Source organism: Pseudomonas sp. MTM4, from assembly GCF_019355055.1.
In the GTDB taxonomy this organism is placed as follows: domain Bacteria; phylum Pseudomonadota; class Gammaproteobacteria; order Pseudomonadales; family Pseudomonadaceae; genus Stutzerimonas.
In genome coordinates, this window is sequence record NZ_CP048411.1 from 688,071 (window position 1) to 711,051 (window position 22,981).

24 protein-coding genes and 1 pseudogene are annotated in these 22,981 nt (G+C 56.3%); 9 read left to right on the forward strand and 16 right to left on the reverse strand.

The window, feature by feature from the left end:
- Positions 1-72: 72 nt before the first annotated feature.
- Positions 73-486, reverse strand: coding sequence for a DoxX family protein (locus tag GYM54_RS03135; RefSeq protein WP_197445045.1), 414 nt, complete (start codon positions 484-486; stop codon positions 73-75).
- Between the two features lie 83 nt (positions 487-569).
- Positions 570-1,199 carry an NADPH-dependent F420 reductase gene (locus GYM54_RS03140; RefSeq protein ID WP_197445046.1) on the reverse strand — a complete coding sequence of 210 codons (630 nt, stop codon included), beginning with the start codon at positions 1,197-1,199 and terminating at the stop codon, positions 570-572.
- A gap of 104 nt (positions 1,200-1,303) precedes the next feature.
- On the opposite strand from GYM54_RS03140, the gene GYM54_RS03145 reads away from it, so the two are divergent.
- A complete protein-coding gene (locus tag GYM54_RS03145; RefSeq protein ID WP_197445047.1) occupies positions 1,304-2,224 on the forward strand; it encodes a LysR family transcriptional regulator in 921 nt (306 codons plus the stop codon).
- A 55-nt stretch (positions 2,225-2,279) separates the two neighbouring features.
- Here GYM54_RS03145 and GYM54_RS03150 read toward each other — a convergent pair whose 3' ends face one another.
- The 8 genes from GYM54_RS03150 to GYM54_RS03185 all read right to left on the reverse strand — a co-directional run bounded on the left by GYM54_RS03150 (position 2,280) and on the right by GYM54_RS03185 (position 10,903).
- Entirely contained in the window at positions 2,280-2,477 is a 198-nt protein-coding gene (locus GYM54_RS03150; RefSeq protein WP_197445048.1) for a 4-oxalocrotonate tautomerase family protein, read from the reverse strand.
- Between the two features lie 246 nt (positions 2,478-2,723).
- Positions 2,724-3,644 carry a transporter gene (locus GYM54_RS03155; RefSeq protein WP_374105180.1) on the reverse strand — a complete coding sequence of 307 codons (921 nt, stop codon included), beginning with the start codon at positions 3,642-3,644 and terminating at the stop codon, positions 2,724-2,726.
- 102 nt (positions 3,645-3,746) lie between these two features.
- Positions 3,747-5,198, reverse strand: coding sequence for an aldehyde dehydrogenase (locus GYM54_RS03160; protein ID WP_197445049.1), 1,452 nt, complete (start codon positions 5,196-5,198; stop codon positions 3,747-3,749).
- A 27-nt stretch (positions 5,199-5,225) separates the two neighbouring features.
- Positions 5,226-6,371, reverse strand: a complete 1,146-nt coding sequence (locus tag GYM54_RS03165; RefSeq protein WP_197445050.1) for an NAD(P)-dependent alcohol dehydrogenase — start codon at positions 6,369-6,371, stop codon at positions 5,226-5,228.
- 44 nt (positions 6,372-6,415) lie between these two features.
- On the reverse strand, positions 6,416-7,351 hold the full coding sequence (gene catA / locus GYM54_RS03170) for a catechol 1,2-dioxygenase (RefSeq protein WP_197445051.1): 936 nt from the start codon (positions 7,349-7,351) through the stop codon (positions 6,416-6,418).
- Positions 7,352-7,439: 88 nt separating this feature from the next.
- On the reverse strand, positions 7,440-8,714 hold the full coding sequence (salA, locus tag GYM54_RS03175; RefSeq protein ID WP_231752169.1) for a salicylate 1-monooxygenase: 1,275 nt from the start codon (positions 8,712-8,714) through the stop codon (positions 7,440-7,442).
- A gap of 319 nt (positions 8,715-9,033) precedes the next feature.
- Entirely contained in the window at positions 9,034-9,945 is a 912-nt protein-coding gene (locus tag GYM54_RS03180; RefSeq protein ID WP_197445052.1) for a LysR family transcriptional regulator, read from the reverse strand.
- A gap of 91 nt (positions 9,946-10,036) precedes the next feature.
- Positions 10,037-10,903, reverse strand: a complete 867-nt coding sequence (locus GYM54_RS03185) for a LysR family transcriptional regulator (RefSeq protein WP_197445053.1) — start codon at positions 10,901-10,903, stop codon at positions 10,037-10,039.
- 145 nt (positions 10,904-11,048) lie between these two features.
- Here GYM54_RS03185 and GYM54_RS03190 point away from each other — a divergent pair, with 145 nt between their 5' ends.
- The 7 genes and pseudogenes from GYM54_RS03190 to GYM54_RS03215 all read left to right on the forward strand — a co-directional run.
- Positions 11,049-12,170: a muconate cycloisomerase family protein gene (locus GYM54_RS03190; RefSeq protein WP_197445054.1), complete on the forward strand. Its 1,122-nt coding sequence runs from the start codon at positions 11,049-11,051 to the stop codon at positions 12,168-12,170.
- Between the two features lie 15 nt (positions 12,171-12,185).
- Positions 12,186-12,476, forward strand: coding sequence for a muconolactone Delta-isomerase (catC, locus tag GYM54_RS03195; protein WP_197445055.1), 291 nt, complete (start codon positions 12,186-12,188; stop codon positions 12,474-12,476).
- A 190-nt stretch (positions 12,477-12,666) separates the two neighbouring features.
- Positions 12,667-13,338: an SLC13 family permease gene (locus tag GYM54_RS03200; RefSeq protein ID WP_197445056.1), complete on the forward strand. Its 672-nt coding sequence runs from the start codon at positions 12,667-12,669 to the stop codon at positions 13,336-13,338.
- A 54-nt stretch (positions 13,339-13,392) separates the two neighbouring features.
- Positions 13,393-14,373, forward strand: a complete 981-nt coding sequence (locus GYM54_RS03205; RefSeq protein ID WP_197445057.1) for an IS5-like element ISPa16 family transposase — start codon at positions 13,393-13,395, stop codon at positions 14,371-14,373.
- Between the two features lie 302 nt (positions 14,374-14,675).
- Entirely contained in the window at positions 14,676-15,362 is a 687-nt protein-coding gene (locus tag GYM54_RS03210; protein WP_257626598.1) for an SLC13 family permease, read from the forward strand.
- A gap of 295 nt (positions 15,363-15,657) precedes the next feature.
- Complete coding sequence (locus GYM54_RS21860; RefSeq protein ID WP_307876491.1) at positions 15,658-15,954, forward strand: BPSL0761 family protein; 297 nt, start codon at positions 15,658-15,660, stop codon at positions 15,952-15,954.
- 141 nt (positions 15,955-16,095) lie between these two features.
- A pseudogene (locus GYM54_RS03215) lies at positions 16,096-16,305 on the forward strand (type II toxin-antitoxin system HigA family antitoxin); the annotation flags it as partial.
- A 258-nt stretch (positions 16,306-16,563) separates the two neighbouring features.
- On the opposite strand, the gene GYM54_RS03220 reads toward GYM54_RS03215, so the two are convergent.
- A complete protein-coding gene (locus tag GYM54_RS03220) occupies positions 16,564-17,232 on the reverse strand; it encodes a DUF6088 family protein (protein WP_219232608.1) in 669 nt (222 codons plus the stop codon).
- 108 nt (positions 17,233-17,340) lie between these two features.
- Positions 17,341-17,814, reverse strand: coding sequence for an antitoxin Xre/MbcA/ParS toxin-binding domain-containing protein (locus tag GYM54_RS03225; RefSeq protein WP_197445060.1), 474 nt, complete (start codon positions 17,812-17,814; stop codon positions 17,341-17,343).
- Between the two features lie 433 nt (positions 17,815-18,247).
- On the opposite strand from GYM54_RS03225, the gene GYM54_RS21685 reads away from it, so the two are divergent.
- Positions 18,248-18,418 carry an AbrB/MazE/SpoVT family DNA-binding domain-containing protein gene (locus tag GYM54_RS21685; protein WP_231752170.1) on the forward strand — a complete coding sequence of 57 codons (171 nt, stop codon included), beginning with the start codon at positions 18,248-18,250 and terminating at the stop codon, positions 18,416-18,418.
- Positions 18,419-18,447: 29 nt separating this feature from the next.
- On the opposite strand, the gene GYM54_RS03230 is transcribed toward GYM54_RS21685, so the two are convergent.
- From GYM54_RS03230 to GYM54_RS03245, 4 genes are all read right to left on the reverse strand, one after another.
- A complete protein-coding gene (locus GYM54_RS03230) occupies positions 18,448-18,654 on the reverse strand; it encodes a hypothetical protein (RefSeq protein WP_197445061.1) in 207 nt (68 codons plus the stop codon).
- A 322-nt stretch (positions 18,655-18,976) separates the two neighbouring features.
- On the reverse strand, positions 18,977-20,269 hold the full coding sequence (locus GYM54_RS03235) for a site-specific integrase (protein ID WP_197445062.1): 1,293 nt from the start codon (positions 20,267-20,269) through the stop codon (positions 18,977-18,979).
- 113 nt (positions 20,270-20,382) lie between these two features.
- Complete coding sequence (locus GYM54_RS03240) at positions 20,383-21,705, reverse strand: integrase (protein ID WP_231752171.1); 1,323 nt, start codon at positions 21,703-21,705, stop codon at positions 20,383-20,385.
- Positions 21,706-21,931: 226 nt separating this feature from the next.
- Positions 21,932-22,816, reverse strand: coding sequence for a helix-turn-helix domain-containing protein (locus GYM54_RS03245; protein WP_197445063.1), 885 nt, complete (start codon positions 22,814-22,816; stop codon positions 21,932-21,934).
- Between the last annotated feature and the right edge of the window lie 165 nt (positions 22,817-22,981).

The following is a 22,981-nucleotide window of genomic DNA, read 5'->3' on the forward strand; positions in this document are numbered from 1 at the left end:
GAATGAAAACTTCGTCGATGCCCGATTCGGGCGTGCTTGGTCGGCTTGGCAACAAGGCCGACCAAGTTAACGTTACAGAGGCTGGTTACGTACCGAGCGCTTCAGGGCAAAGGCACCGTCATCCAGCAGAGCCAAAGCCAGAGCAGTGAAGGCCAGAAACACCGGGTATTCCCAACCGCCATTAGCGTTAGTAAAGCTCCAGCCGTTGCCGAGATGCACACTTGCTGCCACCAGTAGTTGCACTGTGGCTACAGCCGCTACCCAGCGTGCAAAAACGCCAAGAATCAAAAACAGGCCGCCGACGACTTCGAAGGCGATGACCGGGTATGCAAGAAAACCTGGAAAACCGATGGACTCAAAGAAACCTGCAGTGCCAGCCGGGGTAAAGACCAGCAGCTTGGTCAGGCCGTGGGCGAGAAACATCACGCCGAGGATCACGCGTAGAACCAGAGCGGCATAGGGGAGGGTGCGATTTGTGGCGGTCATAGGAATTTCCAATAACGTATGAGTGTGGGTTGCCAAGGACCACAGCCGTTTCGGCCGTAGCGCCAGGCAATGAATAAATGGGATTAACGATTGAGCCAGGTCGGCGCGATCTGGGTGCCTAGCCCAGCGCCGTAACCGAGGTAGATGTTCAGTCCTGCCAGCGCCTCGAGATAGCGCGCGTTGACCAGGCCGCCTGCATCCACGGTCCGCCAACCGAGGCTTTCTGCCAGGGCAGCAGCGGTTTGCTTAGCCCGGGCGCTGTCGCTTGCCAAGAACACGCTGCCCTGTTGGCCGTTGGCAAAGTTGGGGCCGGAGGCCAATACCTGAGCGAACAAGGTGTTGAAACCTTTAACCAGCTCTACGCCGGGCAGCGCCTTGGCAATTTCCTCCGCGGCACTGGTGCTGTGGCCAATGGTCAGGCCCATGTAGTCGGCGGTCAGCGGGTTGGTGATGTCGATGATCACTTTGCCGTCGAGCCTGCCCAGGCCACTCAGTGCGGCTACCGCGTCTTGGTATGCAGTAGCGACGATCACTACTTCGTTCTGGCCAAGCGCTTGGTCGGCGGCGAACGCTTCGACGTTTGCATGCTGTGCTGCGACGGCGCGTGCCTTGTCCAGATCACGGCCGGTGATGCGAACCTGATGGCCTGCCTGGGATAACTGTTGAGCAAAAGCCGAGCCCATGTTGCCGGTACCGATAAGGGTAATGTTCATGCGGGTATCTCCTGGTGTGCGTTTTGATGGGCTTAGTTTAAAGATTCGTTAATCGAGATAAAGCTGCTTTAATGTGACTTATAGTTCCGCAAAGTGAGGCAATAATGGATCGAGCATTGGAGATGCAAGTCTTTTGCGCGGTGGTCGACAAGGGCAGTTTCGTCGGCGCGGTTGAAGCATTGGAAATGTCCAAAGCTGCCGTTTCGAGACACGTGAACGCGCTGGAGGAACGTCTGGGCGTGCGCTTGTTGCAACGCACGACACGACGCTTATCGCTTACAGAAGAAGGGCGGGTTTTCTACCAGCAAGCGCGGGAAGTGTTGGCGTTGATGGGGGAAGCGGAGAGCGCGGTTTCGTCCGGCTCTCATGAGCCTGCTGGCGTCTTGAGAGTGAATGCGCCGGTGAGCTTTGGGGTGTTGCATTTGGCACCGCTCTGGACGCATTTTTTGAGCCTGCACCCAAAACTTGAACTGGATATCAGCCTGAACGATCGTCAGGTCGATCTGGTGGAAGAGGGGTATGACGTCGCAGTACGGATTGCGCGGATGGAGAGTTCATCGCTGGTGGGACGGCGTTTCGCGAGCACTCGGATGCGTCTGTGTGCATCACCGGACTATCTGGCAAACCATACGCCGATGAAAAAACCAGAAGACCTGATTGATCACCGAGTGATTGCCTATAGCAATTTTTCGAGCGGTAACGAATGGAGTTTTAGCGGGCCGGATGGCGAGCATAAGGTCAGCACACGGTCAGTCATTCGCTGCAATAACGGTGATACCTGCCGAGCCGTTGCGTTGAATGCTGGCGGGATCCTGCTGCAGCCCAGTTTCATGGTGAGCGAGGACATTCGCCACGGCACGCTTGTAGAGCTGCTACCGGCGTATCGATCCATAGAACTGGGTATCTATGCGGTTTACCCGACCCGCAAACACCTGCCATCCAAAGTGCGTGCATTCATCAATTTTCTGGTCGAGCAATTTGAGCACGTCGATTGGGAATCGGACGCCCCCGTGAGGAAGAGTTGAAGCACGGGCTACGAGAACTGATGTCTCGCAGCCCGTTGGGTTTGACGCGGAAACGTCAACTCCTCTCAGGATCGGCGCCAAACAGCTTGCCGGCTCCTGCCCAGTCAGATGGGGCCACGTCTTCAAAAATGACATAGATATAGTTCGGGTCGGTGCCGGTGTTTTTTACGATACTTTGAGTGATTTCAGCCGCGACGGCTTCTTTCGCGGCGTGGTCTTTTCCTTCAAACCAGCTAACTCGTACAACAGGCATGGGGTGATCCTCTTTCAGGGTGGGTGACTCTTCAGCAGGGCTGGCCGCGCGGTACTCCCGGCTAGCCGATAGCAACGCTGAGTACTAATAAAAGAATAGAAGAGATCCTGATGGCGATAAACACGCTGCCAATCGCCTGTATGTAGAGATTTATTCTCCAATCAGGATCCCTACTAGAGCGCTGGATATGGCCCCGCGAGAATCACATTCCGAAAGCACGGTGCTGCTCGGTCCATGCCGGACTGATTAGAGAGGAATGGTCAATTTCAACCAGTAAGCCTCGCCCTCGGCCCGATTACGCACAGCTTGCTCGCGCTGCCATTTGGTAGTAACAAACCAGCCGCTGTCTGCGCTGTATTTAATCGACGGACCGATTGCGAATGCGCGGCCTTTGTTGTCGTTTACGGTGTCGCCAGATTGTTTGTCATCCGTTACCTGTCGATAAACGTAGCCGCCAACGCCTACGACCCAGCCGTTACCAAATCCCCAACCGGCCGAATAGTCGGCATGCGCTTCCTGTCCTGAGCGGTATTCGGTGTCCGGGTTACGGAAGTTGAAGTCGTACATCAGCTTCACATCGAAATTCAACCCAGCAGGATCGACATAGGACAGGGCGGCCAGTGGCTGTACTGCCCAATAGTTGCGTCCGATATTGGCCAAGTCATCCCTGTCATAGCGCCCGGTAGGGGCGAAGAAATCGACCGCATAGATGGCATGCAGCTTATCGCTGTAGTGATAGCCGAGGGAGGGGCCGAAAATAATGTCGCCCATACCACGACGTCGCTGACTCCGCTCGTTGACCTGAACCTTCAGATCCACGAACGGCACATTGATGTGAAACGCCAGGTCGCCATCCAGGACCTTGTGTTCGGTGACCCAGATCAGTCGTGGCGCCACGACTGCGGCGTCCAGATCGAAATGCGCCACAGCGTTACGGCCCTGATCATCCCGAAGGCGGTCGGCGCTGTATCGTTGGGCGAACACTTGCGTGTAAAAGCCGGGCGGCGGCATCGCCCCGGTCATATAGTTTTCTGCGCCCATCGGGTAAGAGGAGCCGCCGCCTTCTGTGGCGGATGCGATGGGCGACAGTAGGGCAGCAACGGTGCCTGCCAACAGGCACGAGAAGGGGTTGTAATGGGCACGCATTACAGAGAGGAGATCATTCATATGCACCACTTTATTGTTGTAGTCGGTGACGTATCGGTAATCGCACTTGCTTCGCCGACGTAGCGGCAAAGGCCGACACAGGTGTCGGCCCGAATTGCAGAATCAGAACGGGTAGGGCTGATCGGAAGGTTCTACCGTGACCCACTTGACCTCGGTTAATTCCTCGATCACGGCGCTTCCGTCGAAACGCCCGTAGCCACTTTTTTTCATGCCGCCGTAGGGCGCCTGCGGCTCGTTCTGCACGGTTGCACCGTTGATGTGTACGCATCCGGCATCTAAACGTGCGGCCAGATTGAGCGCTTTGGTGACATTGGCACTGAAGATTGAGGAGGAGAGGCCGTAGGCGGTGTCGTTGGCGACTTCCAGAGCCTGCTCTGCGTCCTTGACGCGCACGATGGTGGTTACCGGGCCGAAGGTTTCCTCATCGTAAATGTCCATGTCCCGGGTCACTCGGTCGACCAATGTCGGCGCCATCAAAGCGCTTTCAGCCAGGCCTCCAGCAACAATCTGCGCGCCCTTACCGATGGCGTCGTCGAGCAGCTGATTGATACGTTGCACGGAACCCTGAGCGATCATCGGGCCAATCACACACGCCGCGGATTCGCTGGGCACGCTGGTTTCCAGCGCAGCCACTCGCGCCGAAAAGCGCGATACGAAGTCGTCAGCAACGCGCTCATCGACCACGAATCGCTCGGTCGACATGCAGATCTGCCCCTGGTAGAGAAAAGCACCGAATACGGCAGCGTTCACTGCGCCTTCTATATCGGCATCATCCAGCACGATGAAGGGCGCCTTGCCCCCCAGTTCCAGCAGGCAGCGCTTCAAATGGGTAGCGCAGGTTTGCGCAATCATTCGTCCGACCTTGGTCGAGCCGGTGAAGTTGACGCGGCGAACGCTGTCATGGGCGACCAGCGCTTCGGTCACGGCTGCCGCGTCTTCAGGTGCACTGATCAGGAAGTTCAACACGCCTGCCGGCAAACCCGCTTCATAGAACGCTTCCGCTAACAGCGCGTGGGTACGCGGGCTGTTTTCCGAGCCTTTGAAAATCACTGTATTGCCGCAGGCCAACGGGTACGCAATGGCGCGAGCACCGAGTATAACCGGGCCGTTCCACGGCACGATGCTCAACACGGTGCCTACCGGCTGACGCAACGTCATCGACAAGGCGCCAGGTTTGTCGGTTGGGATGGTTTCACCCTTTATCTGGGTCGTCAGCGCGGCGGCCTCCCGCAGCAAGCCTGCCGAGGCGCCTACGTTGAACTGGGCCCAGAGTTGTGACGCACCGATTTCTTCCGCCATAACAGTGCAGAAGTCGGCCATCTTGGCTTCCAGTGCATTAGCGGCGGCTAGAAGGATGCGGCGGCGCTCGGTAGGCCCTTTGTTCGACCAGGTGCGAAATGCACGCGCGGAGGATTCGGCTGCTTGCAATGCATCTTCAACGCTGCAGGCGGCACCGACGCTGACAGTCTTGCCGTTCAACGGATCGATCCGCTGAAAGGTCTTGCCGTCAGAAGCATCACGCTTGCTGTTATCAATGGTGAGTTGAACGGTCATGAAGGTTCCTCGGAATGAATAGGTGGGTCAGGCGGTAGTGGAGCTGGGCATGCGAAGGATCGGCTTGATCGTCACGCCGTTCTCGCTGTCGGCCATTGCCTGATTGATTTCGTCGAATGGGTAGAACTTGCAGAGCTTGTCGAAGGGGAAGCGACCCTGCAGGTACAGGTCGACCAGCTTGGGAATGAACGCTTTGGCCACGACGTCGCCCTGGACTATTCCCATGATCCGCTTGCCCGGAATCATCACGTCATTGATGTTGAAGGACGCTTCGGTGCCCATCTTGGTCGCGCCAACGATGCCGCAGGTGCCAAGGATGCTGATCGAATCGATCGCCTGACGGAGCACATCGGCACGACCGGAACATTCGAGGCTGTAGTTGGCGCCGCCATCGGTAATGGCGTGCACACGCTGTACCGCGTCTTCCTCGCGACTGTTGATGATGTGGGTAGCGCCGAGCTCGAGGGCCAGCTCCAGCCGACTGGGCGTCACATCGACTGCAATGATCGTGGTAGCGCCTGCGACTCTTGCAGCCATGATTGCAGCCAGGCCTACAGCGCCCGCGCCAAAGGCGACGAAACTTGAGCCAGCCTCAACCCTAAGGGCGTTAAGCACTGAACCTGCCCCGGTTTGAATGCCGCAACCCAATGGCCCTAGCAGCTCCAAGGGCGCCTCTTTGGGAACCTTCACCACGTTCCGCTCGTTTGCCATTGCATGAGTCGAGAAGGACGACTGGCCGAAGAAGTGATCATGGATCGGATGTTCATCGGCGCAGCTGCAACTGGAGGTGCTGCCGTCGATCCGACCGCCACCGAAGTTGAGCGGATGCATATGCGAGCAATGCGCTGGATGCCCGGTTTCGCAGGGCGAGCATAGGCCGCAGGACATATACGTCATCACTACATGGTCACCGGGGGCGACGGTGGTCACTGCCGATCCTACGGCTTCCACGACGCCGGCCCCTTCGTGGCCAAGGACGATCGGCAACGGCGTGGGAAACAGCTGATCCCGCACCACCATATCGGTATGGCAGACACCGGTAGCGACCACGCGCACGCGGACTTCGGTAGGGGCAGGAGCGCCTAACGTGGCGCTTTCGATTTGCAAAGGAGCGCCGGCTTCGCGAAGAACGGCGACTTGAACGGTTAACGGCTGAGCGTTGAGCTGGGACATTGTCTTTTCCTCAGGTAATGGGCGTAGGCGGCCAGCTTTTCTGCTCAATCCTGTAAGGCGCGCGGCCGCTGGCTGCGCTGGGTGGCCTGCTCGCTGCGCGCTGGTCGCAGCTGGAAGTCAAAGTTCATCTCGGCAAAGCGCCCCTCCACATTGCGCTGAGCACTTTGAGCGGGGTCTTCGATAAAGCGTATTTCGCCAATCAAACCGTCGCGGGTCGCGTAGGCAAAGTCATCCCAAAGATGGTCGTCATTGGAAAGGTTGATCTGCGTGGTGAGGTGCTCGAAGCCTGGCGCCGAGATGAAAAAATGCACGTGGGCGGGTCGTTGACCATGTCGACCGAGCTGGTCCAGGCAGGCTTGGGTCGGGCCGGCGGGATCACAACCATAACCGGACGGTACGATGCTACGGGCGCGGTAGCGGCCTTCGGCATCGGTCAGAATCCGGCGACGCAGGTTGAAATCGGATTGGCTCTTGTCGAAGTACGAGTAGTTGCCCTTGGTATCGGCCTGCCAGAGGTCGACAGTCGCGCCGGCGATGGGGTTTCCTTGCAGATCCAGGACGCGACCTTCGAGAAACATCACCGTCGCAACATCGTCCTCGCTTCCGTCATCCATCCGCACCTCGCCTTCGGACAGCGGCGCACCGGCAACATATAGCGGACCTTCAATCGTCCGCGGAGTACCGCCGGAAACACCGGAAGCCTCGTCGCGTGCATCGGCCAAGAGATCAAGGAAATGTTCCACGCCAAGGCCTGCGACCAGCAGCCCGGCTTCGTTGCTTCCACCAAGGCGATTCAGATAGCTGACCCCAGCCCAGAATTCGTCATCAGTGATCTGCAGGTCTTCGATGATTCGTGCGGTTTCCTGAAGGATCCGCAGGACTATCTCTTTATTGCGGGTATTACCGCCGGCGTTGTCCAAACCAGCCGCCTGGTGAAAGAACTGCTGAATTTCAGGCTGATGAGAGATACGAGTTGTCATGAGCAAAGCACCTTTTGTTTTTATGGGTAGTTTTAAGGGCAGGCACACGGCTGGCCTGCCTCGGAATCGACTTCAGTTGCTGTGGGCCTTACCAGCCCAATTGCGCACGCGCCGACTGAAGGTCTGATTGCATGTCGTGGCTCCATAGCCAGTCGAAGCGCTCTGCCAGTGTTTTTCCGAGCAGCGCCTCGTTATCTGCTACAGCGGGGTCGCGAAATTCATAGAGTTCGCCGGCCTGCCAAGACGTTCGCTGCACGCGGCACGCTCGCGGCCGACGTATCGAGTCGTAGGTGTTGAGGACATCAGCGGGTGTCGAGGTAAGTACCTGCGGGTCGCTGAGCAGACGGGCCAGGAGCCAAGCGTCTTCAAGACCCTGGCCGGCGCCTGCGCCTTGGTGTGGCAGCATGGCATGTGCGGCATCACCAATCAGTCCGACCTGTCCATGAACGTAGCCCGGCAATTCCTCGAGGTCGTGGAGTGCCCACAGGGTAGGGTGGGGGATGGACTCCAGAAGCGCGCGGGCAGCATCGCCCCAGTCTGCGAAGGCCTCCAGCATTTCCTGCTGCGAAGCATTGCGCACCCATGGTGCGTCGCTCGGCCATACTGGCTTGTCGCTACTGCGGTCGGACACAAAGGCGACGACATTGATCAGTCGGCCTTGCTTAACCGGGAAGGTCAGGATGTGCGCGTCGAGCCCCAAGTACATCTGCGGGACATTGACCAGATGCTCATCCAGGCCCCGTGCACGGTAGGTCTCGCGCAGTTGCTGGCTATCGATCATGCCTCTGTAGGCGCATGTCCCGCTAAATCGCGGTGACGCCAAGGGCTGCCCGAGCCTTTCCAGAACGTGGTCTCGTATGGAGGACTTGATGCCATCGGCAGCGATGAGGATGTCGCAGCTGTGGCTGCTTCCGTCAGTAAAAAATACGTGAGCCTGATTACCGTCCTGCTCGACCCGAACGGCCCGTTTACCGAACTGAGCGATGCCATCAGGCAGCTCGCTGGCCAATACATCCAGGAAGTCTGCGCGGTGCACTGAGGATTGCCCGACGCCTGCCGCGACGCTGGCACCGAGGTAACTGGCGTCTTGGCCTTTGCGCCATTCGAACCAGATGTCCTGCCAAGGGGCAGGGGTGCGGTCGGCTACTCGTTGGTAGGGCTCACCGATACCCAGCCCTTTAATGGCTTGAACCGCGTTGGCGCCAAAGGAGACGCCAGCGCCCACTTCGCCGAAGGCTGGGGCGGCCTCGAAGAGCTGTACGTGAAGGTGGGAATGACGGCATAGATCTAGCGCAAGGGCGACGCCGGCGATGCCGCCACCAACGATGCCAATACGCATCGCAGGAGGAGAAGACAGGTGCATAGCAAGGTTCTCATTGGATTTATTTTGTTGGAATGCCTCCACTATCTGGTCGTGTTGCGCGCCCCGTAAATACCGCAACGCCTATGTTGAATATGCCGGTTGTGAATATTGCGAAGTGTTCTTCCTGGAAGAGGTCAGGTTTTGTCGACGCAGAGATGCCTATAAAAATTGGGCAGAGCTTTCCCTTTCTACGCGGTGGGATTGGCGAAGGAACGCTGCAGATCAGGCGGCCTAACAGAGGGTTAAAACGCGTCTGCCAAAGGATCGATGTAGCTCTACCGTCGGCGACGGAACGCAATAGGCGAGGTCCGGCGGGTGGTTACGCGGCCGAGTCTGAAAACAAATCAAACATCAGTTGGCGAATCCAGCGATTGGCCGGGTCCTTGTTGTACCTGGCGTGCCAGAACAGATTGATCGCAATTTCTGGCAAAGGCATAGGTGGAGGTAACAGCACGAGGTCGAACGGTTCGGCACAACTGCTGGCGAATCGCTCCGGCACGGTCGCAATCAAATTGGATTGCTTCAGGATATGTCCCACTGCAACGAAGTGCGGCACCTCGAGGCGGATATTGCGCTGGGCACCGGCACGCTGAATGAACGCATCGGCCTCGCCATGCCCTGTGTTCGCCGCGACGACCCTGACATGCTCATAGCTTGAATAGGCTTCCAGGGTGAACGGCTGTTTCGTAGCTGGGTGATCGCGTCGGCAAAGGCAAACATACTGGTGATGGAACAACCTACGTTGGAAAAAACCCGCTTGAAGATTCGGCAGGAGGCCGACGGCTACGTCAACAGCGCCGCTCTGCAGATCTTCAGCCAGCGTATCGGTGTTGCTTCGCACCGTACTCACCAAGCAATGAGGCGCTAAGCGAGAGAGTGCGTTCATCAGCTTTGGCATGAAGTAGATCTCGCCGATGTCCGTCATCGCCAGTGTGAAGGTGCGCCTTGCCGTCAAGGGGTCGAACTGCTCCTCATGCTTGAATGCTTCACGCAAAGTTTCTATGGCGAGGGTGATCGAGTCGGCGAGTTGTAACGCGTAGGGGGTGGGCTCCATACCGTGATGGGTGCGCACGAAAAGTTCGTCGTTCAGCGCTTTGCGCAATCGCTTCAACGCATTACTTGTCGCGGGCTGCGTGAGCCCAAGGCTGTCGGCAGCAGTCGACACTCGGCGGTCAATAAGCAGCTGGTTAAAAACCAGCAAGAGGTTCAGGTCTAGGTCGCGTAGTTCCATTATTCAACCTGCATCAATTTTCTGCATTTATCGGATCGATGTTCGGGTTACGCCCGCTTTGTGCATTGATAACTAACCTACGGCGTACGGCCTATGTCATCGACATCAGTTTGAGGCAGCGCTGGACGATGTTGCTGATATCGCCCGCGCGCCGGCTGAGGATGATTGGAGACACCGCCTCCCTTTCCACAATGGCTGCGTAGGCGATATCAGCGCGGTGCTGTTGTTGAACACATGCTGGCACCAGTGTCACGCCGAGACCAGCCGCCACAAGACCAATAGCGGTTTGCAATTCATTGGCCCATTGCGACACATGGATACCCATCCCGTGGTTGGCGAACAATGCCAGCACGTGATCGGCATAACTCGGTCGCGGATTTGCGGGATACAGAACGAAGGGCTCGCGGGACAACCGGTCAAGCGTGACGGGTTGATCCAGCAAACGGTGCCCAACAGGTACAACGGCTACCAGACGATCTTCACTGAGAACCTGCTGGTGAATAGCTGGGTCATCGAAATGAATTCGCCCAAAGCCGATATCGATACGTCCACTTTTGAGGGCTTCAATCTGTTGTAGCGTGGTCATCTCATGCAGCCCCAGCTCGAGATCGGGGTCTCGACGCAGATCCCGTATCAATTCAGGAAGCGCCGCATAAAGTGTAGAAGGGGCAAAGCCTATACCCAGCCACTGGCGTTGCCCCTCACCTATACGCCGAGTGTGCTCGCATACCTGCTGAAATTGGCGTAGCAGCGTCCCGCTCTGCTCATAAAAGTAACGGCCGGCTTCGGTTAATTGGAGAGGGCGACTGCGCTCCAACAACTCCGTCCCCAAAAACTCTTCAAGCTGCTGAATCTGTCGACTCAGTGGGGGCTGGGCGATGTTCAGGCGCTCGGCCGCGCGGGTGAAGTTCAGGGTTTCGGCGACGGCTTGGAAGTAGCGCACATGCCGAAGCTCCATGATACCTCCTAGGTATAGTACGAGATAAAAACGATATTGGACCTTGAATACACGGTAGCGGGATTCTAACCGGCCTGAAAACAAGATTCTTCAGGTATCAAGCATCGTTTCTTGGACCACTATTTCATAGCAAACGGAAGCCAAAATGACTTCACCCCGAATCGTGAGCCTTGAGTCGATCATCGTCGACTTGCCGACAATCCGCCCACACAAGCTGGCGATGCACACCATGCAGAAGCAGACGCTGGTGATCATCCGCATGCGTTGCAGCGACGGTATCGAAGGCATCGGCGAGTCCACCACCATCGGTGGCCTGGCCTACGGCAACGAGAGCCCTGAAAGCATTAAGCAGAACATCGACAGCCATCTCGGCCCGCTTCTGGTGGGTCAGGATGCAGCGAATATCAACGCCGCCATGCTGCGTCTGGACAAGGCAGCCAAGGGCAACACCTTTGCCAAGTCCGGCCTGGAAAGCGCGCTGCTCGACGCACAGGGCAAACGCCTCGGGCTGCCCGTCAGCGAGCTGCTGGGTGGCCGCGTGCGCGACAGCCTGGAAGTGGCCTGGACCCTGGCCAGCGGCAACACCGAGAAGGACATCGCTGAAGCTGAACAGATGCTGGACATTCGCCGACATCGCATCTTCAAGTTGAAGATCGGTGCGAACGAGGTGAACGCTGACCTCAAGCACGTCATTGCGATCAAGAAAGCGCTGGGCGACCGCGCCAGCGTGCGTGTCGACGTTAACCAGTACTGGGACGAATCCCAGGCAATCCGTGCCTGCCAGATTCTTGGTGACAATGGTATCGACCTGATCGAGCAACCGATCTCACGGATAAACCGCAGCGGGCAGGTGCGCCTGAATCAACGCAGCCCGGCGCCGATCATGGCCGACGAATCCATCGAGAGCGTCGAGGACGCCTTCAGCCTCGCAGCGGACGGCGCGGCCAGTATCTTCGCCCTGAAGATCGCCAAGAACGGCGGGCCACGTGCCGTGCTGCGCACCGCGCAGATCGCCGAAGCGGCCGGTATCGCGCTGTACGGCGGGACCATGCTCGAAGGTGCTATCGGCACCCTGGCTTCGGCTCACGCATTCGTCACCCTTAACAAACTGACCTGGGGCACCGAGCTGTTCGGGCCGCTATTGCTCACCGAAGAAATCGTCACCGAGGCGCCGGTCTATCGCGACTTCCAACTGGAAGTGCCGCGCACGCCGGGCCTTGGTCTGACGCTCGATGAAGAGCGCCTGGCGTTCTTCAGCCGCAAGTAATTGGAGACTCAAAAAATGCTGTTCCACGTAAAGATGATCGTAAAACTGCCGGTCGACATGGACCCGGCCAAGGCCGCGAAACTCAAGGCCGACGAGAAGGAACTGGCCCAAGGGCTGATGCGTGAAGGCAAGTGGCTCCACCTGTGGCGCATCGCCGGACAGTACGCCAACTACAGCGTCTTCGATGTCGCCAGTGTCCAGGAACTGCACGACACACTGATGCAACTGCCGTTGTTTCCCTACATGGAAATCGAGGTCAGCCCGCTGTGCCGTCATCCGTCCTCGATCCGTGAGGACGACAGCTGATATTTAGCTAGGGCCTCAAACGAAGCAAGTAAGCACTAGATGTCTGCTTTAGAAGGAGCCGGCGATAACCACGGCCTCACGTCGAATCAGTTTTTCGTCGTGTCGTCGTGAGTAACACTGAAACCTGCGCCAGTGGCTACACCGTTGCAACGGCGATAGCTGCTCATGAATAAAAACAAGAGTCTCCGAAATGAATCAGCCAAACGTGATTACGTCCCACGGGAATACTGAAAGCTCCGGCTTGAAGCCGCTGTCGCTTGTCATAGGAATTGCTGTAGCCCTTGCCGCGGCCTTGCTGCTCCCCGACACCCTCGATACCAACGCCAGGGTAGTCGCAGGCATTGCGATATTGATGGCGGTATGGTGGGTCACTGAAGCTATTCCGATTCCCGTGACTTCTCTGCTCCCACTGGTGCTTTTCCCGTTTCTGGGCATCACCTCGATCAACGACGCTGCAACGCCTTACGCCAATTCGATCGTGTTCCTGGTCCTTGGGGGCGTATTGCTAGGGCTAGCCACGCAACGCTGGAATTTGCATCGTCGATTCGCTCTGCTCACGGTGCTGTCGGTGGGTACCAAACCTGCGCAAATCGTGTTCGGTTTGATGGCCGCTAGTTGGTTCATCACCATGTGGGTGAGCAATACGGCAACAGCCGTGATCATGATGCCTATTGGTGGTTCGATCATTCTTCTCGTCAAGTCGCTAGGAAATGAAGACGCGACCCCAAAGTTCTCGGCGGCGGTTCTGATTGGTATCGCCTATGCCATTACGATCGGCTCGATGGCAACTCTGATTGGCCAGCCTCCAATGGCGCTCATGCGCGCCTATTTGGCCAATTCGCATGGGCTAGGGAAGGTCTGAAAAAGACTTCCCGAATCTGGTGAAATACGCCGATCCCGCCAGCCGAGTTTTTCCATGAAGCAGATGATCTTCGCCGACGCCGAGTACGCCGGCAAGCGCAAGCAGACCCGTAAGGAATTGTTCCTGATCGAGATGGATCAGGTAGTGCCGTGGAAGGGATTGATTGCCCTGATCGAGCCACACTACCCAAAGGGTGAAGGTGGTCGTCCAGCCTATCCGCTGATGGCCATGTTACGTATCCATCTGATGCAGAACTGGTTCGGCTACAGCGACCCGGCCATGGAAGAAGCGCTCTACGAGACGACCATCCTGCGTCAGTTCGCCGGGCTGAGCCTGGAGCGCATTCCCGACGAAACCACCATCCTCAACTTCCGTCGCTTGCTGGAGAAACATGAGCTGGCAGCCGGCATCCTCGGCGTAATCAATGGCTACCTGGGGGATCGCGGCCTGTCGCTGCGCCAGGGCACTATCGTCGATGCCACACTGATCCACGCGCCCAGCTCGACCAAGAACCAGGACGGCAAGCGCGACCCGGAAATGCACCAGAGCAAGAAAGGGAACCAGTATTACTTTGGCATGAAGGCGCACATCGGCGTGGATGATGAGTCGGGGCTGGTACACAGCGTGGTAGGCACGGCAGCCAACGTGGCGGATATCACCCAGGTCGACAAACTGCTGCACGGTGACGAGAACGTCGTCTGCGCCGATGCCGGCTACACCGGCGTCGAAAAGCGCCCCGAACATGCTGGCCGCGAAGTGATCTGGCAGGTCGCAGCACGCCGCAGCACCTACAAGAAGCTCGATAAACGCAGCGCCCTGTACAAAGCCAAGCGCAAGATCGAGAAGGCCAAGGCACAAGTGCGAGCGAAGGTCGAGCACCCGTTTCGAGTGATCAAGCGCCAGTTCGGTTACGTGAAGGTGCGCTTCCGTGGCCTGGCCAAGAACACCGCTCAGCTGGTGACGCTGTTCGCGCTGTCGAACCTATGGATGGCGCGCCGACATTTGCTGACTACCGCAGGAAAGGTGCACCTGTAATGCGGAAAATGGCTGCTGCGAGGTGCTCGCGGCGGCCAAAAACGGAGAACTGAGCGGGTTACCTGGTCGATTTTGATCGACGGCCCGCTTTCAAAAGCAGCGAGGGCTGAAGTCGACCGGAAATACAGGGTTACTTCAGACCTTCCCTAGAAATCGGGTTTGGGCATTGGATGCTATTGGGTGTTCCGTTTGCTCTGGTCATGCTCCTACTTGCCTGGCTGGTGCTGACCAAAATCATATTTCGCTCGGAGGTAAGTGACATTAAGGGTGGCCGCGACATGATCTAGGCTGAATTGAAGACTATGGGGCCGTTATCAGCCGAAGAGAGCCGCGTGCTGATGGTATTTTCAGGTGCCGTCTTCTGTTGGGTATTCCTTCCGCTGTTGGCACGGATTCCGCTGATTGAAGGGGCACTTCCATGGCTGACCAATGTTAACGACACCAGTGTGGCGATTCTGGCTGCCGTGCTTATGTTCGTGGTTCCAGCAACCAAAGGGCAGGGGGCTTTGCTGAACTGGTCAGCGACGCGTGATGTTCCTTGGGGTGTCCTGATCTTGTTTGGCGGCGGCTTGACCTTGTCAGCACAATTCACAGCTACAGGCCTGAGCGTCTGGATTGGCGAGAGCGTTTCCGGACTCGCCGGGTTACCCCCAATCCTTATCCTGATTGTGACAGCCTTGGTCATCATCCTTCTAACCGAACTCACGAGCAACACGGCTACCGCAGCGGCGTTCTTTCCAATCATGGGTTCGATTGCGGTAGGACTTGGTATCGATCCGCTGCTTATGACCATTGTCGTTACGTTTGCAGTCAGCTGCGCCTTCATGCTGCCCGTGGCCACGCCATCCAATGCCGTCGCTTTCGCCACAGGAGACCTGCCTATCCGGCACATGATTCGAGCTGGTATATGGATGAACGTTATTGGACTGCTGCTGATTATCATCGCACTTTATACAATCGTACCGCTGGTCTTTGACGTCTCGTTTTGATGGCCGGCCCGCCCTAGTAGGATGGCTTGAGATTTTGCCGTGGCCGTATGATTGCGGCAGGCGGTGGTCTTACAACCGAAGGTCTAATCCCTTAAGAGTTGTGGGGACCTCGGCTTTGTTTGTTTGAGGGGGTTGGACTTGTAAAGTGGAGTTGCTGGCCAGGATACCGCCGGTGGGTAAAGTACGGCTTCCTAACAGTAGGTGTAGCTAACGGATTCGGCTCGCTATACTGACGTTTGCGCTTGGGGCGGTCACCGTCTCCCCGCTGGCAAAATAATCCGGGAGCATTGCCCCTATGAGCTTGGTAAAAGAACGTACCGCCGCCGTTGTGCAGACACGAAATTTTCTTCTTGAATTGTCTAGAGAATCATCTCTACCTGAATCCTTACGTCGTCAGGCAAAGCATCTATTGAGGCATTACCCCACCTCTGATGATGTTTGGCTAGCTGGTAGGGCTGAAGAACGGCGTCGATACGAGCTACGACTATTAGAGGATAAGCATGGTCCTCTGCATCCGTCGCTTGGCCTTTGGCTTGTCGTAGATCCGATGTTTTGTGACGAGAGCGCTGATGCGAGCTCAGCCACACCGTAGGTGACGAAGCAAAGTCCTCGCGCTGGGTAAGGGAGTGCCTGCAACGCGGACTTATATGGGAATATCAGATTGAAAAATGAAGCTGAAAGTAACGCTGGATAATGCAGGCGCAGTGCACCAAATCAACGCAGAGGCAGTGTAATGAAAATCGAGCCGATTCGTAGCGAAAGCGACCTGGCTACGGCTTTGGCGCGTTTGGAGCACCTGTGGGGCGCGCAGATCGGTTCGTCAGAATGTGATGAATTGGAAGAGCTCACGGCGTTAATTGAGAAATACGAGGAGGCGCATTATCCAATGCCGCCTTCGGATCCCGTCGAGGCCATCAAGTTCCGAATGGAACAGCAAGGACTGGGCGAAATCTAGCGCGACCTATAGCGAAGAACAAATCATTGAGCGAGCTGCTGCAACTACTGGGTCTACTATGCGTTATCGAAGCCGGCCCGAGTAAGAATGCCTGTTAGCGGCTATAGTTCATCCGCGCGCTACCCAGCGCCATCGCCGGCGCCTCGGTTTGCTCGACGGTCATGGAGGGGCGGTTGGCAGCGGGCCGCTGATGAATACTGCACTGGCCATATACGCCCTGCGCGGACAGGTGCTTTCAGCTATAAATCAATGAGTATTGCGAGGCGGCAAGAGTTTGCATCTGGTGTTTAGCGCACTCGGATCGTTCGAAGCAGGGCCTAATGCCGCTTCATTCACAAGAAGCAATGCCGATCGCATCCATACTGGCATTCTACAACCTTTAAGCTTACGCAACTCTTCGCTACTCATGGCTTTTGTGATCCTGGAAATGACCTGCGCGGACAACCCCTGTTTTCCGAGGTAATAGAGCGCGGTGAGCACCGTTCCTACCTTCGTTCCGGCGTACTGCATGCGCGCATTAGAGACATGCCTGAGGCGAACCACCGCGTTGCCAACTTTTATCTCGCGGGTCGTACCGCTGGTGTAGTAGGTCGGCACGACCTGCATTTGCGTGCTGAGGCCCAATCTCCGAACAGCCTCCGCTCCGTGTATCTGGATTGTCTCGCCGTTTGCCTTGGCACGAATCATCATTATGTCCAGCGGGTTAGCGCGTACCCTGCGGCCGGTGTATATGCTCATCTTCGGTCGCATATAGATGCCGCGAGCGACACGCTCCAGGCGATCCGATTTCACGAGGTTTGATAGCGCCTTATCGACCGCCTTTCTAGAACCTACCTGTGCGAAAGCCATGCGTGAAAAAGGCCTCCCTTTTCGCATGTGCTTGACTCGGCTCCAGACAGCTTTCGCGACAGACATGAGTACCTTTAAATGGTTTACGTCAGATAGGAAGGTGGAGCGATCCTTCAGCCGCGAGCTTAGGACTGTTACTTGCAGTTCGTGCTTGAGCCCGATCGCGCAACTGGCTCACTGATAAACCCCGTACTCAATGCGCTCTAGGCAGTCGTTTACTACCTGAAACCCCACAGGATTGCTGACAACGTCTAGAGGTATTTCGCCTTCCAGACATTTGCAGGGCCGACCCAGCCATTCTTCGGCTAGCTTTTGAGTACCGAACACTTTGGTCGCGCGCTCCAGGAGCGTCGCGAATTGAAAGGCCACAGCGCTCTGCACAGAACTGAGGCGCACGGTTTGATTTCCCTTGCTCTGTCGTTGAATCGTCCTAGCGGATTTGCCCACGATGCGGGTAAGGACCTTCTCCGCCGAGTAGAGACCGGAAATCGAAAGCATGTCTTGCACATCTTTCATCTCGAACCCCTCGGCGGTCAGTTTGTAAACCATAGTTGGACTGAGCAGTCCAGGGTCACTACGGAGGAGGTACTCCGTAGGCTTGCGGGCGGCGAGTGCCGTTTTATCGGCACGCCTGGCGGCGTTAACCATAAAGAGCTCCTCCATATGCGACCGACAAACCTTTGGCTCCGCTTGATCCACACTGCGCTTAGCATCAAAAGCTGCATGGGTATGTAGTATTGCTCTGCTCAAAGCCAGTGTCGATCACGGTGTCCATCTGACGCATCCGCTTAGCGTGCTTTGAAAGCGTTGTATGTCCAGTTTCCGGTTTTATATTTTTTAAAGGGTATTGATCGCAACGTTAGCGGCTGGCTCATCGCCCATTACTATCCTTAGGAGGCGGAGCGGTCGTTGCTAAGCTGGTGGCATGCGCTGCGGGACTTTGCTGGTAGCGGCTCGCCGCTGCCTCCCCCCTGCAGACATCTATTCCGACTGTTTTTGGGGAATCGCGATGACGCAGCGTGTGAATATCGAGGACTAGGACGACGACTGCGCTATAAGATTGCCCGACGAAATTCTGCAAATGATGGATGTCGACGTGGGGGACGCTTACCTGCTTGAGGAATATGTAGGCACGACCCGCTGCCTAGTGCTTAGCAAGACTAAACACATTCCGGATCGAATCGATGAGCTGATCGGTCGCTGGGGTTCGTTCGGTAAGATAGCAGCAGATTTAAACGGGAAGGACGAATGAGCGCCTTGAGCTGATGAGACGGCCGAAGGTTACGTGCTGCCATTGCCCTTCGAGCCTATCTCGTCGGTATGCGTAATTGACTCACCTGCTAGGGCAGAGCTCTCTATCTTATTAAAGGCTTCGATTGCCTCCGCGTTGAAAAAGCTGTGGTAGCGCGGTGATCGCTGCAGCCGACGAATTTTGTCTATGGCATCCGAGCGGATTTTTGATAATGAATTTCCATCGTCATTTGACATGCCTGAGCCCCTACTATCAATCAATTGTCGCGGAAGCTAGAGCTTCAGACGGCCCGCAGAAATTAACAAGCCTACACTCTGGATGATGTGTCTTCTACCGTCCAGTGAAGCGGACCTGAAGCTACCGAAACGGCGACACGCTGGTTGCGTTGTATTTCTTACTTCTCTACAACCGTGAGTGTAGCCCGTGAATTAGCTGGCAGCGCGTTCCCGAGAAGTGACTGGTAGGATTTCCCCGGAGGTTAGAGGGCTCAGCCGCTCAGCCTGAGCGGCTGTCCTGGCTGTTGAGAGCGGGCTCGGCCAGCGATAACCTAGTTTGATGCTACTGTTTTACTTTCAGCCCCTTTACGGAGTGAGCGCGCTGCTCATCTAGCGAGTTGTAATAGGTATTCTGGGTGGTACTCATACTGCTGTGACGAAGGTCGGCCTGGAGATCCTTCATGTCACGGTGCGGTGCATCGAAAGTGGCGGATGTATGACGCAACCAATGCAACGACGCCGAGCGCAGCTGATCAATCTCGTCATCGCTCCAGCCTTCTTCAGACATGCGAGCCAACGAACGATCAAACAGTTCCTGTAGCAGCAATCGAATGTGGCGGTCAGAAAGCCCAGCTCGACCTTTTAGTGAGGCAATTAGCGGAGTGCTCTCATGAGCGGAGGGCAGGGGAGGAAGCCCGAGGTGTACACGGTAGCGCATTAGATAGGCGTGAATGTAGTCGTCGCGGATGCTGATCTTCGCCGCTTTGTTGCCCTTGCCCACCGCGTGATACCACCAAGTCCCCGTACTATCGCGACGGATATCACTCATCGTGGGCGTCCAGTTATCTCTCCCGACTATGTCGGACACTCGCAAATACATAGAAAATAAAGTAGCGGTGATGAACAAAGTACGCTCGTGCACTGAATCCGCGGCCGCCATCTGTTCGGCGGTTTCGATAACATAGCTCCACTGCAGCTGGGTCAGGGAGCGGGAGGCTACATCCAAGGTGTTGCGTTGTTTGTAGATAGATTTCTGTTTCACTGCCCGAAAGGGGTTTACCTCGGTCAGGCCCTCATCGATGGAATGCTGGAAAAAACTGCCACATACCGCGAATACTTGCGCCACCGAGCCTTGGGACATGCGATAGCGACGGGAGGGGACAGCAACTGCAGTTTCTTCGGCGATCTTACGCTCGCGCTTCGCCACCGACTGGCTGAAGGGCCGCCAGTGCTCATTAATAATGTAGGTGTCGGTATCGAGCTTCTTGCGTCCGCCCATGCGGAGGAAGCGGGATTTGACAACGGGGCCGATCCATCCATCCTGCGGGTTCAGGCAAAACTCCATGAAGGCTTCGGCGTCCCGTCGACGCAATTCGACGAGGGGCTTACGAATGACCACGAGGCACCAGAGCAACAAGCGCTCTACATGGGTTCTATAAGAGTTGAAGGTGGCTTCGTTACCCGCGTATGACTTGAGGAAGCCGCGAACGGCGCGATAGCTCTCAACCGCCTGTAGCTGATCGTCACAGCCGAGGAGGAAGTCCCGAACAACAGGAAGCTCGCCATTGAGGTTATGAAAGTTAAGTTGGCGGAAACGCTCGAAGGTTTCGAAAAGCGGTTGGGGATGCTGCGACATGATTACTGTGAAACCTTGTAGATGCGCCTTGCACGGCAATTAACCTCAGTCTACTGCAATATCCGGGTCTGGTGATTATCGGATATTACTGTGTGGAACGAGGTCGGTCACAGTTAATCCTGATAATACCTACCATAGGTATACGCGAGACTCGTAATACGTAGATCTTGTTTCAGTTTGGCGGGCACGCGGGTTTGAGCGCTACTCTTTGCGCCACTGTCGCGCAGCAGCCTCGGGTTTGACGAAAGCAAAACTTCCCAATGGTCACCGTTCTCTTCCTCCAAAGTAATATCTGCATGCACCTGTGTGAGCGCTGCGCGAACGACTTCTCGAATTCGCCGAACGCTAAGCCCCGGACGCCCGTGGCTTGTCTCTAGAAGCGGAACTCCGTCATCTAGTCCAGGTAACGGTGATAGTCCTCTGCTTTTCCGGTAGCGTTTCAAGTAGGGCAAGAACTTAGAGTTGACTGCGAGCCTTTGCGGCTGGGTGCCGGGGATATCCAGTACCAACCACCAGGTGCCGTCCTCAAACAAGAAACAGTTCATGCTTGGCCAGTAATCACCAATTGCTGCAAAATCAGTCGCGCGGAGGCAAAGAAATACCGTCGCAGCTACAATAAAAAGAGCGCGCTCACCCGCAGGGTCGCCTGATGCCCGGCACTCTAGAATTTGCATAACACGAGAGAGTTGATCTGAACTTAGGAAGCGTCGGGCAGGGTGATCTGCTTTGTCTGCACTCCCACTCTGCAATCTAGACGCGACGACTGGATTGACTGCGGCTGCACCCTCTGCATGTAGGAAATTGTAGAAGGAACTGCAGATGCTCTGTATCTGTCTTACCGTACCGGTGAATGGTTTGTAAGATTCTGACTCCGGCTGACTACGGATGTTGAAAGGCCGCCAGCCTTCGTTGAACTTCCAATTACCGTCGTTTTGAATAAATCGCGCGGAAGGTGCTGCTCCGACCCAAGGCCGAGGTGGCCTTTTGCAGAAATTAACGAATTGACCAAATTCATACCGATTTAATGTCAAAGCCGATTTATCAGCGAAAATCCAGCTCCATAGAAGCAGGCGCTCCACAAAAGTACGGTAAATACCGAAGGTTCCGGCTGCACGATTATGGAGGGCTAGAAAATGAAGTCCGCATGCGAAATCCTTCTCAACGTCAAGCTCAGTTGAAAAACTCTTCAGATAGGCTGCGACGCAGGGGTAGCAAGCATAATACTGCTTAAGGTCCAGAATCATGGACTCAGGAGCGGCAAAGAGTGGATGCGGGTCTCTGGCGTATGCTGGCATCGGAGACTCCATCTGCCGGTGGTACGGTTCAAAGCTGCGTTTTCTAACCGTAGCAAAGGTTTTTAGTCTTGTTTTTATTTTTTTTGAACTGCCCCAATATGCTTCAGGAGTCTTCTTTTTCGGCTGCATATCGGTGGGCAATGAAGGCACCCCCAGAACGAGACAGCTCTGAACTCGCTGATTTTTCTGTATTTTCTTTAATCAGGATTTGTCTCCTTTATTCCCAGGAGCCACAACGGCTAATCAATAGCCAGTCCATATTGCTAATTTAACATAATATAGATTATGCGAACTCTTTAACATAAATCTGCTATGTGCGAACTTCTGTGATGGATTACAAAACGCATTCATTACTCCCGGCTTGTGCTCAACCATCTCGTTTGAACGCACCACGAAATTCACTGGGCTTGAGTCCGGCCTGCTTGCGGAAGAATCGACTGAAATAAGCGGTGTCGGCGAAACCCAGGTCACGCGCGATCTGCTGGATATGCAGGCTCGTGTAGGCCAGTTGCCGCTGTGCCTCGCGGACGATGCGTTCGTTGATGATCGCGCTGGGCGCAACGCCGGCCTCTTCGCGGCAAACGCGACCGAGCGTGGCTGTAGTCATTCCCAGGGTTTCGCTGTAGCGGCTCAGCGTCCAGTGGTTGCGGAAGTGCTTGTCGACCAATTCGCGGAATTGCCTTAGCACGGCGGCACGGCGGCTTTTGCCAGGCCGTGGCGCGGTGTTGATGGAGACGTCCAGCCGCGCGGCATGAATCAGCAACGTCAGCAGCAGTGAATGGCCCGCTGCGAGGTTCCCGCGGGCCTCGCTTCGCGCTTCCGCCTGGATCAGTTCGATCAGTGGCCAGATGGGTTCGCTGCCGTCCGCCTGCCAGGGTAACGGCACGACGCTCGGGCGCTGCAGGAAGCCCAACAGCCCCGGCGCCACGATGCGCGCCATCGATTCCAGCGGCCGTTGTGCCGCGGTGATGACCGGTCCGTCGGTGTCGCGTTGGTAGCTGAACGCATGCACGGTGCGGTTCGGCAGGACCAGGATGCAGGGGCCGGTGAACGGCAGGTGCTGGTTTTCCAGCGAAACCTCGCCGCCACCGCTACGGATGTAGAACAACTGCAGCAGCGCATCGTGCTGATGCGGTTTGATTTCCCACTGAAATTGCTCGCTGCGTTCGTTGATCCATTCGCAGTGCAGCATGTCGCGCCAGGCGGGCTGGGCGGTCTCGCCATATAGGCCGTAGTTGGGAATTCGCTTCATCGTACCTCGACAGGCAGACCGCCTGCTTTACGCGCCCCGCGATGCTCAACGATCACGGGTACATGTTTTTAAAATCCGAATTGTCCTGTTGGTTGTTCGATTTGTCACATCGAAACGCCGTTAAATGTAACAAATTGTGCAACATGCCGTAGCGCTCTGCTCCCC

Excerpts from the sequence above, each read along its gene's own strand:
- GYM54_RS03235 (WP_197445062.1), bottom strand. The coding sequence starts at position 20,269 with ATGTCGCAGCATCCCCAACCGCTTTTCGAAACCTTCGAGCGTTTCCGC.
- GYM54_RS03205 (WP_197445057.1), top strand. The coding sequence starts at position 13,393 with ATGAAGCAGATGATCTTCGCCGACGCCGAGTACGCCGGCAAGCGCAAG.
- GYM54_RS03245 (WP_197445063.1), bottom strand. The coding sequence starts at position 22,816 with ATGAAGCGAATTCCCAACTACGGCCTATATGGCGAGACCGCCCAGCCC.
- GYM54_RS03160 (WP_197445049.1), bottom strand. The coding sequence starts at position 5,198 with ATGACCGTTCAACTCACCATTGATAACAGCAAGCGTGATGCTTCTGAC.
- GYM54_RS03155 (WP_374105180.1), bottom strand. The coding sequence starts at position 3,644 with ATGAATGATCTCCTCTCTGTAATGCGTGCCCATTACAACCCCTTCTCG.
- catA (WP_197445051.1), bottom strand. The coding sequence starts at position 7,351 with ATGACAACTCGTATCTCTCATCAGCCTGAAATTCAGCAGTTCTTTCAC.
- GYM54_RS21685 (WP_231752170.1), top strand. The coding sequence starts at position 18,248 with ATGATGGATGTCGACGTGGGGGACGCTTACCTGCTTGAGGAATATGTA.
- GYM54_RS03180 (WP_197445052.1), bottom strand. The coding sequence starts at position 9,945 with ATGGAACTACGCGACCTAGACCTGAACCTCTTGCTGGTTTTTAACCAG.
- salA (WP_231752169.1), bottom strand. The coding sequence starts at position 8,714 with ATGCACCTGTCTTCTCCTCCTGCGATGCGTATTGGCATCGTTGGTGGC.
- GYM54_RS03190 (WP_197445054.1), top strand. The coding sequence starts at position 11,049 with ATGACTTCACCCCGAATCGTGAGCCTTGAGTCGATCATCGTCGACTTG.
- GYM54_RS21860 (WP_307876491.1), top strand. The coding sequence starts at position 15,658 with ATGAGCTTGGTAAAAGAACGTACCGCCGCCGTTGTGCAGACACGAAAT.
- GYM54_RS03200 (WP_197445056.1), top strand. The coding sequence starts at position 12,667 with ATGAATCAGCCAAACGTGATTACGTCCCACGGGAATACTGAAAGCTCC.
- GYM54_RS03150 (WP_197445048.1), bottom strand. The coding sequence starts at position 2,477 with ATGCCTGTTGTACGAGTTAGCTGGTTTGAAGGAAAAGACCACGCCGCG.
- GYM54_RS03140 (WP_197445046.1), bottom strand. The coding sequence starts at position 1,199 with ATGAACATTACCCTTATCGGTACCGGCAACATGGGCTCGGCTTTTGCT.
- GYM54_RS03230 (WP_197445061.1), bottom strand. The coding sequence starts at position 18,654 with ATGTCAAATGACGATGGAAATTCATTATCAAAAATCCGCTCGGATGCC.
- GYM54_RS03145 (WP_197445047.1), top strand. The coding sequence starts at position 1,304 with ATGGATCGAGCATTGGAGATGCAAGTCTTTTGCGCGGTGGTCGACAAG.
- GYM54_RS03165 (WP_197445050.1), bottom strand. The coding sequence starts at position 6,371 with ATGTCCCAGCTCAACGCTCAGCCGTTAACCGTTCAAGTCGCCGTTCTT.
- GYM54_RS03220 (WP_219232608.1), bottom strand. The coding sequence starts at position 17,232 with ATGTCTGTCGCGAAAGCTGTCTGGAGCCGAGTCAAGCACATGCGAAAA.
- GYM54_RS03225 (WP_197445060.1), bottom strand. The coding sequence starts at position 17,814 with ATGGTTAACGCCGCCAGGCGTGCCGATAAAACGGCACTCGCCGCCCGC.
- GYM54_RS03185 (WP_197445053.1), bottom strand. The coding sequence starts at position 10,903 with ATGGAGCTTCGGCATGTGCGCTACTTCCAAGCCGTCGCCGAAACCCTG.
- catC (WP_197445055.1), top strand. The coding sequence starts at position 12,186 with ATGCTGTTCCACGTAAAGATGATCGTAAAACTGCCGGTCGACATGGAC.
- GYM54_RS03135 (WP_197445045.1), bottom strand. The coding sequence starts at position 486 with ATGACCGCCACAAATCGCACCCTCCCCTATGCCGCTCTGGTTCTACGC.
- GYM54_RS03210 (WP_257626598.1), top strand. The coding sequence starts at position 14,676 with ATGGGGCCGTTATCAGCCGAAGAGAGCCGCGTGCTGATGGTATTTTCA.